Origin of the sequence: Thermovenabulum sp. (assembly GCF_049701175.1) — a bacterium.
Taxonomy (GTDB): Bacteria; Bacillota; Thermosediminibacteria; order Thermosediminibacterales; family Thermosediminibacteraceae; genus Thermovenabulum.
In genome coordinates, this window is record NZ_JBNATW010000045.1 from 1 (window position 1) to 11,712 (window position 11,712).

The following is an 11,712-nucleotide window of genomic DNA, read 5'->3' on the forward strand; positions in this document are numbered from 1 at the left end:
GGCTGTTAACCGGAGGGTCGCAGGTTCGAATCCTGCTCGGGGAGCCATTTTTATTATACTTATCCAGCCTCTGATGGTATATTAGGTGGAGTAGCGGTAACTGGATTCATAGATGTAGAGAAACTAATAAAAGTATGTGGATTTAAAACTAAGTTTTTCTTCATAGAGAAAAAATTGCCTTTCTCTTATGTTTTATTAAATATAGATCCTATTCGAGATAGAGACGAAAAAGATACAGTTTAGAATAATTTTTAGGAAAATAGATTTTGTAACGTAAATATTAAGTAATAATTAAAAAGGCTGCTGACTTAAAAATCAGCAGCCTAAATTATTTATCATTGCTTTTTTCAGAACTTTTGTCTTCTGAAGATTTCTTTTCATCTTTATGCACATAGTCTGTAATATGAAAACCTGAACCTTTAAATACCAAGCCAACATTACGGCTGATTATTCTCTTTACAGGTCCTCCGCATTTTGGACACGAAGTCAAGGGAGATTCTTTTATATTTTGTTCGTATTCAAAATCTCCACAAACTGCGCATCTGTAATCATATATAGGCATAGTTGCTGCACCCCCTGTATTTTAAGAAGATTTGAAGATAGAATTATTCAATAAAATTTATACTCCGTTTTTAAATTTTAGTCAAGTTGTTTTAAATCAAACGTTGTTGTGTTAAAATGTATTACTGTATTGAATAAACTCATCAAAAAAAATTATGAGAGGGTGTCTATTTTGAAAGGGCAAATTCATGCCTTTAAAGTATTCGATAAAAATCTTGTTTTAGATGTAGGAAGCGGTTCGCTATTTGAAGTGGATAATACGGCCTATGAAATATTAAAGCTTTTAGAGGAAGGTTATAGTGAAGAAGAAACAATTTCGAAATTAAGGAGGATATTTAATTTAGAAGAAATCAAAGAAACCATAGAAGAAATAAAACAACTTATTGAAAAAGGACTACTTTTTGTAAAAGCAGATATTGATTCTGCTTTGGAGAAAATAAAAGGCGAAAATCGCGTAAAAGCCTTATGTTTGAATGTTGCCCATGACTGCAATCTTCGCTGCAGGTATTGTTTTGCTTCAAAAGGGGATTATAATTTAAAAAGGAATATTATGCCGAGGATAGTAGGTGAAAAAGCTGTTGATTTTATTTTAAAAAATTCCGGCAATTTAAAAAAACTCGAAATTGACTTTTTTGGTGGAGAACCCCTTTTAGCCTATGATACAGTAAAGCATGTGGTTGACTATGCGCGTTCTCAAGAAAAAAATTACAACAAAAAAATTAATTTTACCATTACAACAAATGCTGTACTTTTAAATGACGAAAAAATCCATTATCTTCACGAAAATATGGACAATATAGTTATGAGTTTGGATGGCAGAAAAGAAATAAATGACAGAATGAGGGTAAGGCTTAACGATAAGGGGAGTTATGATGAAATACTTCCTAAAATAAAAAAAATGGTTGAGCTGCGAGTAAGAGATAAAAAATCTTATTATATAAGGGGAACATTTACAAGATACAATTTGGATTTTGCGGAAGATGTGAAGCATTTGTCGGATTTAGGTTTTTCTGAGATATCCATTGAGCCTGTGCTGGCAAAGGGAGAGGATTACGAAATAAGAGAAGAAGACCTAAATATTATTTACACTCAATATGAAAAAATAGCAGAGGAATATTTGTTAAGAAAAAATACTAATAAAAAATTTAGATTTTACCATTTTAACATAGATATTTACAGAGGTCCTTGTGTTTATAAAAGGTTAATTGCCTGCGGTGCAGGGAGGGAATACTTTGCGGTTACTCCTGAAGGCGACATTTACCCGTGTCACCAATTTGTGGGATTGGAAGAATTTAAAATGGGAAATGTATTTGACGGGAAATTGGATGAAAAAATAATGGAGAAATTTAAAAATACTCATGTGTTTGCAAAAAAAGATTGTATTGAATGCTGGGCGAAGTTTTTCTGCAGCGGTGGATGCAGTGCCAACAATTATAAGAGGAAAGAAGATTTGAACACTCCTGATAAGGTTTTCTGCAGTATGCAGAAAAAAAGGATTGAATATGCTTTGTATCTAAATCTACAAAATGCGTCAGAAATGGAGAGAAAAAATATTTTATGTTAATGCTTTCCAAAATAGAAAAATAAATTTTGAATAATATATAAATTTCGACAACATTTAATAACCAAATATAAAAAATTCCAGAAAATGAAATAAAATGTAAAAAATTAAAGAATTAAGATGCATTATTTAAAATTTGATAAAAAATATAAAAAATTATAGGTTGATGGCAAATAATAAAACTGGTAGAATAGCCTTGTTGTTATTTTTATAAAAGAAGGGGAAAAAATATAGTTATGCATTTAAAAAATTCTCTTGAAAAGAAAATATTTGAGTTAAAAAATGAACTCTATGAGAAATTAAATGAAAAATGTTTCCTTGAAACCGATATTTACCTTTTAAGTAAGAAACTCGATGTGTTAATATTAGAGTATCAGCAAAAATTTTTAGTAAATGGAAATTATTAATTTAAGTAAAAAACGCTGCATTTAGGCAGCGTTTTTTACTTTACATTTAGTGTAAAGTTTATTAATATTCAATTATAGAAAAGATGTAAGGGGTGTAAGGCATGGAACTTTTTGAAATTAGCGATGTGGGAAAATTGGATAGACAAGAAGTTAAAAAGCTTTATTCCGAATACGTGAATCCTGGGCTTGCTTCAATGCTTGGATTATTGAATTTTGACAGGATTTACGTTAGGGCAAAAGGGGCATATGTGTGGGACAAAGAAGGAGAAAAGTACATAGATTTCTTAGGTGCTTATGGGGCAATAAATTTAGGGCATAATCCCGATGAGGTTTTGGATGCATTAAGGGAAGTTTTTGAAAAACCAAATTTGCTGCAAGCGACCATGAACCCTTTTGCAGCGGTTTTAGGAGCGAATCTTTCGAAGATAGCTCCCGAAGGATTAAAACACTCATTTTTTTGCAATAGTGGAGCAGAGGCAGTAGAAGGTGCTTTAAAGACCGCAAGGGCTGCTACAGGAAGGAAAAAAATTATTTCCTGTGAAGGTTCTTTTCACGGGAAAACCTTTGGCGCTTTATCTGCTACGGGCAGAACCAAATATCAGGGACCTTTTATGCCTTTAGTACCCGAATTTGAAAAGGTACCTTACGGGGATATAAATGCTTTAGAAGAAAAATTAAAAAATCGCGATGTTGCAGGTTTTATTGTTGAACCTATTCAGGGAGAGGGCGGAGTAATAGTACCCCCCTCGGGTTATTTAAAAAAAGCAAGGGAACTTTGCACCAAATACGGGACCTTACTTATCGTAGATGAGATACAAACGGGTTTCGGAAGAACGGGAAAAATGTTTGCCTGCGAGCATGAGGATGTTAAACCAGACATCATGTGTGTTGCAAAATCCTTAGGCGGAGGGGTCATGCCTATTGGAGCTTTTATAACAATAGATGATGTTTGGGAAAGAGCATACGGCGGTTTTGATAAGAGTCTGCTGCATACTTCTACATTCGGGGGAAATACTTTTGCATGTGCTGCTGCAATAGCATCGATAAATACGATTGTTAAGAAAAACCTTTCCGAAAGGGCAGAAAAGTTAGGAAATTATTTTCTTGATGGTTTAAAAACCTTAAAGGAGAGATTTTCAATAATAAAAGAGGTTCGAGGAAAAGGGTTATTAATAGGTATTGAATTTGAACAACCCAAAAGTGGCCTTTTAAACACTATTACAGGCGGTGCGGTAAATAAATTCTATAGTGAATTTACAGGTGCAATTGTAGCAGGTGAACTTTTAAATAAGCATAGAATTATTACGGCATATACATTGAATAACCCAAATGTTATTAGGCTCGAGCCACCCTTGATAGTAGAAAAGGAGGATATTGATTACGTACTAAATGCATTAGAAGATATTTTAAACAAAAACAGTGGTTTTTTGGGTATGACAATAAATGCAGCTAAAACAGTAGTTAGCTCTATATTCTCAAAAAAATAAATATCTGAATAAAAATAAGGCTGGTATTTTATATCCAGCCTTATTTTTAAGGGCAATCTTTATGGAGAAAAACAATGTTTTCCCTATTGGTGTAGAATTTTAAAATTTTTACCGGTGAGTTTTTAGCAATTTTTTTACCGCACCGCAGACAAAAAAAGTTGTCGTTTGGCGATTTTCCGTAATTTATCTGCAAATTAACCGAACTGTATTTTTTCCAGCTTTTCCAACCAGTTTTGCATAATTTTTTTCTATTTTCGTAATCGGCAAATACCCACTTTAAAAGTTTATGGAAGTGAAATGGGTATTTGGTGTAGATTAAATAATCTTTTGGAAGGCCGAGAGAAACAACGTAATTAGAAAAGTTTTTTTCTACCTCATTTTGAAGTTTGCCTTCAATTTTTACATTTTTAAAATTATATCCACAGGTAGAAAAATATTCTCTCACTTTGTCGAAAATATATCCCCTACAAATACAAATTTCTTCGTTTTTACTTATACCTTTAGAATCGAAAAATTTTTTTACTATTTCTACAGCAAATTTTTGATACGCTTTTTCTTTGAAGTGTTTTTCGTTAAAGTATTCTACCGGAATAAAATCAAAATAAAGCAAACCTTTTGTATCATCATAAAATCCGATACAAACACCACCTATTAAGCTCCCGCTTCCAGCATCATCGATGTAAATCATAATGCCAGCTCCGAAATTTGAGATTAAAAATCTAAAAAAAATGGTCGGGGCGGCGGGACTTGAACCCACGACCTTTCGGACCCGAACCGAACGCGCTACCAAGCTGCGCTACGCCCCGACGCTCATTATTATACTATAAACACTTTGGAATTTCAAATGTTTTTTTATATTGCGTGCCTTGAATATTTATTGGCTTCTATATTATTTTAAGCATTATTTATATATTTAATATATTTATTTAACTTTCACATATAATAAAAAAAGGCTATTATTAAAATGTCCTACCAAATTACGCTAAATGATGTAAATTAAGAAGGAAATTTATAAATTAAAAAGAATTAACTATTTTAGTTAATAGAAGAAGGAGGTATAAGGATTGGAAGGTATAATCAAGAAAAAATTGGAAAATGGCATAAATGTATATCTTTATCCTACAGACAAGTTTAAAACATTGACTTTCTCTTTTTTTATTTATAGGGATTTGGAAGAGGAAAATGCAACTAAAAATGCTTTAATACCTTTTGTTTTAAAAAGAGGGACGAAAAATTTCCCTACAGCAAGAAAGCTCACAAGATACCTCGAGTCCCTTTACGGAGCGGATCTTGGTGCAGATGTAGTTAAAAAGGGAGAAAGGCATATTATTCAAATTTTGCTGAATGTGGTGAATCCTAATAACTTAGAAAAAGACAGGGATGTTTTGGATAAAAGTCTTGATGTATTTCGAGAAATGATTTTAGAGCCTTATATAGAAAATGGTTGTTTTAAAAGGCAATATGTGGAACAGGAAAAGGATGTTTTGAAAAGGATTATAGAATCCCTTTTTAATGATAAATATAATTATGCTATAGAACGTTGCTTGCAGGAAATGTGCAAAAACGAGCCTTATTCGATATATAAATACGGCAATGTAGAAGATTTAGAAAAAATAAATGAACAAAACCTATATGATTATTATCTTTCAGTTTTAAAAACATCACCTATGGATATTTTTGTAGTTGGAGATTTTGATTACGATATTATTTATGAAAAATTGAATAAATTATTCAATTTTAAACGCGATGAAAAACCTTTAAGGCCAATATCGATTAAAAAAGAGGTAGAAAAGGAAAAGTTTGTCGAAGAAAAGCAGGATGTTAATCAGGGAAAGCTCTCCATAGGGCTTCGAACCAATGTAAAATACGGAGATGAAGATTTTTATGCCATGGTGGTTTTAAACAGTATTCTTGGCGGAGGTCCTTATTCAAAGCTTTTTCAGAATGTAAGAGAAAAGGCGAGTTTAGCTTATTATGCTTTCTCGCGATTGGAAAAATCCAAAGGGCTTATGTTGATTAGCAGCGGAATTGATTTTGAAAACCTGAACAGGGCTATTGAGATTATTAAAATTCAGATTGAAGATATAAAAAAAGGCAACGTAACTGATTATGAGTATGAAAGTGCTTTAAAGGATTTAGTAAATTCTTTAAAACAGGCCAAGGATAGCCCAGCTTCTATAATAAGCTTATATTTGGACGGGGTTATCAATGGAATAGAAGAAAGTATAGACGAATATATTGAGAAAATAAAAAGGGTTACAAAGGAGGATGTGGTAAGTGTTGCACAAAATATAAAGCTGGACACGGTTTATTTCTTAAATAAAAAGGACTAAACAAGATAAGATGTAGGAAGGTGAAAAAAATGAAGCTTATTGACGATATAAAAGAAAAGGTATTGGCAAATGGTTTAAAGGTTTTTGTTCTTCCTATGAAAAAGTACAATAAAGCGATTGCTGTGTATTCAACAAAATACGGCTCCATAGACAGCGAATTTGTGCTTCCCTATACTGGAGAAAAACTGAAAGTACCAGAAGGTATTGCTCATTTTTTAGAGCATAAAATGTTTGATATGGAATACGGAAATGCTTTTGATAAATTTGCGGAATATGGCGCAGAAAGCAATGCTTTTACGAGTTACAATAATACAACTTATTATTTTTCCACCACTTCAAACTTTTTCGAATCATTAAAGGTATTGCTGGATTTTGTGGAAACCCCATATTTTACTGAGGAGAGCGTAGAAAAAGAAAAAGGTATAATTACTCAAGAGCTTAGAATGTACGAAGACGATCCCGAGTGGCAGGTTTATTTAAATCTTTTGAAATCCCTTTATCATAATTTCCCTGTAAGAATCGACATTGGTGGTACTGTAGAATCTATTCAAAAGATTAATACCGAATTATTATATAAATGCTATGAGACCTTCTACCATCCCAGCAATATGGTACTCTTTATTATAGGGCCTGTAGAACCTAAAGAGGTTTTAGAGTTTGTCGGACAGCACGAGGAACAAAGGAAATTGGGAGCCCAACCTGAAATTAAAAGAATTTATCCCGAAGAACCCGAAACGGTTTTCCAAAAAGAGGTCAAAATATACCACTCTGTAACTCAGCCTTTAATGTTGCTGGGCTTTAAAGATGTTGATTTAGGATATGATGGTGAAAAACTATTGAAAAAGGATGTAATAATCAGCATTCTTCTTGATATTATGTTTGGTAAAAGTTCTGAAACCTTTGAGAAACTTTATGAAGAAGGTCTAATAGATGATAGATTTGGTTTTTCCTTTGAGGCTTATAAAGATTACGGTTTTTGCTCTATAGGAGGTAATACAAAGGATCCAGAAAGGTTGGCTCAAGAAATTATAAAAAGCATAAGAAAAATAAAAGCCGAGGGATTGAAAAAGGAAGACTTTGAGATAATGAAAAGGAAGTTCATTGGAGATTTTATTCAAAGCCTGAATTCTTTGGATTTCATTGCTCATTCCTTTGTATCTTATTACCACAGGGGTATAAATATGTTTGATTTTTCAAGGGTTTTATATGAACTGGAATTTGATGATGTAATGAATTATTTGGAAGGATTTTTTAATGAGGATCGAATGTCTATTTCAATGGTTCTTCCAAGAAAATAAGGTGGGCATAAAAGCCCATCTTTTTTTTTTATATTTTTGAAGGATTTTTTTACCCTTTCGTAGAATAGATAAAGTGGGGAAAAGTGGTAGGAAGTGGGATAAAACTGAGGGGAAGTGCAAATAAATGTTCCTCGGGCAGTATCTACATTCCCTTGATTCAAAAGGAAGGGTAATCATGCCTTCTAAATTTAGGGAAGGTTTGGGGGAAACCTTTATTTTAACAAAGGGTTTAGATAAGTGCCTTTTTGTGTATCCTATGAATGAATGGAAAGCTTTAGAAGAAAAGCTAAAGGCACTTCCTCTTGCAAAAAAGGAAGCAAGGGCTTTTCTCCGATTATTTTTTTCTGGAGCAGTAGAGGCGGAGATAGACAAACAGGGGAGAATACTTATACCACCCCTATTAAGAGAATACGCTAAAATAGAAAAAGATGTGGTAATTATAGGAGTCTCAAACCGCATAGAAATATGGAGTAAGGAAGAATGGGATGTTTACAGCAAGAATCAAGAAGAATCCTATGAAGAAATAGCAGAAAATTTGGTAGAACTTGGAATATAAAAAAGGTGGAGGTAATATGGAATATTTTCACAAACCCATAATGGTAAATCAAGTGTTGAACTACTTAAATATAAAAAAAGACGGAGTTTATGTGGATGCTACCTTGGGTGGCGGTGGGCATTTTCAAGAAATATTGAACAGGGTCGGAGAAAAAGGCGTTGTTATAGGAATTGATAGGGATTTTGATGCGATAGAGAATGCTAAGAAGAAATTTGGTGGAAACAGAAATGTAATATTAATCCATGATAATTATAAAAATTTAAAAAAAATACTAAAGGAGCTTAATATCGATGCTATTGACGGAATTTTATATGATCTTGGAGTTTCATCATATCAATTGGATAAAGAAGATAGGGGTTTTTCTTATCGAAAGGATGCCCCCCTTGATATGAGAATGGATAAAAGTCAAACTTTAACTGCGAAAGATGTGGTGAATAATCTTAGTAAGGATGAATTGAAAAGGATTATATATGAGTACGGAGAGGAAAGATTTGCAGGGCGGATTGCTAATTTTATCGTAGAAAGACGAAAAATTAAACCTATAGAGACAACCTTTGAACTTGTAGAAATTATAAAAGATGCGATTCCTGCAAAAGCAAGAAGAAAAGGGCCGCATCCAGCAAAGAGAACTTTTCAAGCACTAAGAATTTTTGTAAATGATGAACTGGTCGGGCTTGAGGAGGCTTTTGAAGATGCTATTTCTTTATTAAAAGATGGCGGTAGAATGGTAGTAATTTCTTTTCATTCCTTAGAAGACAGGATTGTGAAAAGGCTTTTTAATCAGTTTAAAAAAGAAAATGATTTGCCTTATAAATTGCAGGTTTTAACCCCAAAGCCTGTTGTTCCCGATGAGATTGAATTAAAAGAAAATCCCAGGGCGCGAAGTGCAAAATTAAGGGCCGCTGAGAAGTTTGCTGTTCTAAAATAAAAAGGGAGTGAATAAAGTGATATTAGCAAGAAAAAGTTCATCTTATATTGTTACAGAGCACGACCCTATAGAAAAATCTGAAAGAATTAACTCCAAAAGCTTAAAACGCACAAAAAAGGGTAGAGTAATATTAACTATTATTGCATTGACAATGGCTTCTCTTTTTCTCCTTTTTAGAGCAGCAGTTATTGCTGAAGCTTCCTACAAGATTGAAAAAATGAAGGTCGAGCTTTCTCAAATAAAAAATGAAAATGAAAAGCTCAAAATAAAGATTGCCGATTTAAAGTCTATGTCACGCATAGAACAAATAGCCAAAAAAGAACTAAAAATGCAAGAACCCTCTACGAATCAGGTTATATATATTGGAGGTTCTAAATAGTAACAGGGGGTCTTCCCATGTCTAAGAATATTTTAAAAATAAAAAGGAGATTAGCATTTCTCCTTTTATTTTGTTTATTCTTAAGTTTTGTTATGATTGTAAGGGTTTTTTGGATACAATTTGTAAGGGGAGATGAATTGAGGTTAAGAGCAGAAGAACAGTGGACCAAAGATACACCTGTGGAACCGGTAAGAGGCACGATTTATGATAGAAACATGAATCCCCTTGCGATATCAGCAAAAGTGAACTCTGTTATGGCGAGTCCTCCTGATATAAAAGATGTTGAAGCGACAGCCGAAGCCCTTTCTAAAGTTTTGAATATAGACAAGAACAGCTTGGTTAACATTATTAATGAAGCAAAGGTCAAAAAGAAAGGTGCAATATTCATAAAAAGGAAAATAACAGACGAAGAAGCACAAGAGGTTAGGAAGCTAAATTTAAAAGGTATCTACTTTACCGAAGAAAGTAAAAGATTTTATCCGGAAAGAAACTTAGCTTCCCATGTTTTGGGTTTTACCGGCATAGATAGTCAGGGTTTAGATGGAGTTGAACTGGTTTACGATAAATTTTTGCGCGGAATTCCGGGAAGAATTATAAAAGAAACAGATGCTTTAAGCCGTGAACTGCCTTTTGGGGAGGAAAGATACATACCTCCTAAGGAGGGATTGAATCTTGTTTTAACAATTGATAAAGTTATACAGTATATAGCTGAAAGGGAGTTAGAAAAAGCAATTGCAGAAAACAAAGCAAAACGAGGCACCATAATTGTAATGGATCCAAAAACCGGTGAAATATTAGCTATGGCAAATAAACCCGATTACGACCCCAATGATTATAAAAATTATCCTCAGGAATCAAGGAGAAATTTTGCTGTTTCAGATACGTATGAACCGGGTTCTACCTTTAAAATAGTAACAGCATCGGCAGGTTTAGAAGAAGGTGTAGTAAAACCCGATGATCGCTTTTATGACCCTGGTTATATTACTGTTGCAGGAGTGAAAATCAAGTGCTGGAGGTCAGGTGGTCATGGTAGCCAGAGTTTCGTTCAGGTTGTTCAAAACTCATGCAACCCCGGTTTTGTAGAAGTAGGAATGAGATTGGGAAAAGAAAGGTTTTTAAAATATATAAAAGCTTTTGGGTTTGGAGAAACTACAGGAATTGATTTACCTGGAGAAGCAAAGGGAATTTTAGACCCTAATAAGATAGGGCCTGTTGAACTTGCTACTATATCTTTCGGCCAAGGTATTTCTACTACTCCTATTCAACTTCTTACAGCTGTTGCTGCTGTTGCAAACGATGGACGCTTGATGGAACCCCATGTGGCAAAAGCTTTGTTGGATGAAGATAACAATAAAGTGCTTGAGTTCAAACCGAGGGTAATAAGGCAGGTAATATCAAAAGAAACAGCAAAGGAAATGCAAAAGATATTGGAAAGCGTTGTTACCAATGGTACAGGAGGCAGGGCTAAAATAGAAGGGATAAAAGTTGCAGGAAAAACGGGCACTGCAGAAAAATATGCCGATGGGAAATATATAGCTTCCTTTGTAGGGTTTGCACCGGCAGATGATGCAAAGCTTGCTGCAATAGTAGTAATAGATGAACCATCGGCAGGGGTCTATTATGGAGGGCAGATTGCTGCTCCGGTTTTCCAGAAAGTAATGGCTGATTCATTAAAATATTTAGGTGTGAAACCTGAAATAAATTCTGAAGGAGACACTAAGGTTGAAGTACCTGATATAAGGAATACATATGTGGAAGATGCAAAAAAAGTCCTTAATGAAAAAGGCTTGAAAGTAGTAATTGAGGGAGAAGGTTTAATAGTAGGAGACCAGACTCCCGCTCCTGGCACCAAGATAAACAAGGGTTCTAAAGTAATCATAAGGCTCACCGATTCAAAAACTGACAAAAACCCTGTAGTGGTTCCGGATTTAACAGGGAAGAATATTAAGGAAGCTACGAATGTTGCAAATGTATTAGGGCTTAAGATTGAGGTTGTAGGAAGCGGTTATGCGAGAAAGCAAATACCTGAACCCGGCGAGGAAGTTGAGCAGGGAACAACCTTAAAGGTCTTTTTTGAACCATGATGTAAGGAGGTCACAACAGTTGAAAATAATAGTACAAAAAGGCCTAATTTTGATTAGGTGAGGTTGGATGTTACTAAGTATGCAAAAAAAGTCAAGAAGATATATGGCATCAGCAGAA

Annotated in this window: 11 protein-coding genes and 1 tRNA gene; 9 read left to right on the forward strand and 3 right to left on the reverse strand. The window is 33.9% G+C overall.

The window, feature by feature from the left end:
- Positions 1–328: 328 nt before the first annotated feature.
- Positions 329–562, reverse strand: coding sequence for an FmdB family zinc ribbon protein (locus ACPLVF_RS11435; RefSeq protein ID WP_424907958.1), 234 nt, complete (start codon positions 560–562; stop codon positions 329–331).
- A gap of 171 nt (positions 563–733) precedes the next feature.
- Here ACPLVF_RS11435 and scfB point away from each other — a divergent pair, with 171 nt between their 5' ends.
- From scfB to ACPLVF_RS11450, 3 genes are all read left to right on the forward strand, one after another.
- Positions 734–2,125, forward strand: coding sequence for a thioether cross-link-forming SCIFF peptide maturase (gene scfB / locus ACPLVF_RS11440; protein WP_424907959.1), 1,392 nt, complete (start codon positions 734–736; stop codon positions 2,123–2,125).
- A 233-nt stretch (positions 2,126–2,358) separates the two neighbouring features.
- Positions 2,359–2,529 (forward strand): Spo0E family sporulation regulatory protein-aspartic acid phosphatase, encoded by a 171-nt coding sequence (locus tag ACPLVF_RS11445; protein WP_424907960.1) that lies wholly within the window; start codon positions 2,359–2,361, stop codon positions 2,527–2,529.
- A gap of 101 nt (positions 2,530–2,630) precedes the next feature.
- Positions 2,631–4,016, forward strand: coding sequence for an aspartate aminotransferase family protein (locus ACPLVF_RS11450; protein ID WP_424907961.1), 1,386 nt, complete (start codon positions 2,631–2,633; stop codon positions 4,014–4,016).
- 46 nt (positions 4,017–4,062) lie between these two features.
- Here ACPLVF_RS11450 and ACPLVF_RS11455 read toward each other — a convergent pair whose 3' ends face one another.
- Together ACPLVF_RS11455 and ACPLVF_RS11460 are read right to left on the reverse strand one after the other, a co-directional pair.
- Complete coding sequence (locus tag ACPLVF_RS11455) at positions 4,063–4,704, reverse strand: hypothetical protein (protein WP_424907962.1); 642 nt, start codon at positions 4,702–4,704, stop codon at positions 4,063–4,065.
- A 41-nt stretch (positions 4,705–4,745) separates the two neighbouring features.
- A tRNA-Pro gene (locus ACPLVF_RS11460) sits at positions 4,746–4,822 on the reverse strand.
- 258 nt (positions 4,823–5,080) lie between these two features.
- On the opposite strand from ACPLVF_RS11460, the gene yfmF reads away from it, so the two are divergent.
- From yfmF to ACPLVF_RS11490, 6 genes are all read left to right on the forward strand, one after another.
- Complete coding sequence (gene yfmF / locus ACPLVF_RS11465; protein WP_424907963.1) at positions 5,081–6,349, forward strand: EF-P 5-aminopentanol modification-associated protein YfmF; 1,269 nt, start codon at positions 5,081–5,083, stop codon at positions 6,347–6,349.
- A gap of 29 nt (positions 6,350–6,378) precedes the next feature.
- Positions 6,379–7,647 carry an EF-P 5-aminopentanol modification-associated protein YfmH gene (gene yfmH / locus ACPLVF_RS11470; protein ID WP_424907964.1) on the forward strand — a complete coding sequence of 423 codons (1,269 nt, stop codon included), beginning with the start codon at positions 6,379–6,381 and terminating at the stop codon, positions 7,645–7,647.
- A 124-nt stretch (positions 7,648–7,771) separates the two neighbouring features.
- Positions 7,772–8,203: a division/cell wall cluster transcriptional repressor MraZ gene (mraZ, locus tag ACPLVF_RS11475; RefSeq protein WP_424907965.1), complete on the forward strand. Its 432-nt coding sequence runs from the start codon at positions 7,772–7,774 to the stop codon at positions 8,201–8,203.
- A gap of 16 nt (positions 8,204–8,219) precedes the next feature.
- Complete coding sequence (gene rsmH / locus ACPLVF_RS11480) at positions 8,220–9,131, forward strand: 16S rRNA (cytosine(1402)-N(4))-methyltransferase RsmH (RefSeq protein ID WP_424907966.1); 912 nt, start codon at positions 8,220–8,222, stop codon at positions 9,129–9,131.
- Positions 9,132–9,147: 16 nt separating this feature from the next.
- Positions 9,148–9,510 carry a cell division protein FtsL gene (gene ftsL, locus ACPLVF_RS11485; protein WP_424907967.1) on the forward strand — a complete coding sequence of 121 codons (363 nt, stop codon included), beginning with the start codon at positions 9,148–9,150 and terminating at the stop codon, positions 9,508–9,510.
- Between the two features lie 17 nt (positions 9,511–9,527).
- On the forward strand, positions 9,528–11,594 hold the full coding sequence (locus tag ACPLVF_RS11490) for a stage V sporulation protein D (protein WP_424907968.1): 2,067 nt from the start codon (positions 9,528–9,530) through the stop codon (positions 11,592–11,594).
- The last annotated feature ends 118 nt before the right edge of the window (positions 11,595–11,712 follow it).

Excerpts from the sequence above, each read along its gene's own strand:
- ACPLVF_RS11435 (WP_424907958.1), bottom strand. The coding sequence starts at position 562 with ATGCCTATATATGATTACAGATGCGCAGTTTGTGGAGATTTTGAATAC.
- ACPLVF_RS11445 (WP_424907960.1), top strand. The coding sequence starts at position 2,359 with ATGCATTTAAAAAATTCTCTTGAAAAGAAAATATTTGAGTTAAAAAAT.
- ACPLVF_RS11450 (WP_424907961.1), top strand. The coding sequence starts at position 2,631 with ATGGAACTTTTTGAAATTAGCGATGTGGGAAAATTGGATAGACAAGAA.
- ACPLVF_RS11455 (WP_424907962.1), bottom strand. The coding sequence starts at position 4,704 with ATGATTTACATCGATGATGCTGGAAGCGGGAGCTTAATAGGTGGTGTT.
- yfmH (WP_424907964.1), top strand. The coding sequence starts at position 6,379 with ATGAAGCTTATTGACGATATAAAAGAAAAGGTATTGGCAAATGGTTTA.
- mraZ (WP_424907965.1), top strand. The coding sequence starts at position 7,772 with ATGTTCCTCGGGCAGTATCTACATTCCCTTGATTCAAAAGGAAGGGTA.
- rsmH (WP_424907966.1), top strand. The coding sequence starts at position 8,220 with ATGGAATATTTTCACAAACCCATAATGGTAAATCAAGTGTTGAACTAC.
- ACPLVF_RS11490 (WP_424907968.1), top strand. The coding sequence starts at position 9,528 with ATGTCTAAGAATATTTTAAAAATAAAAAGGAGATTAGCATTTCTCCTT.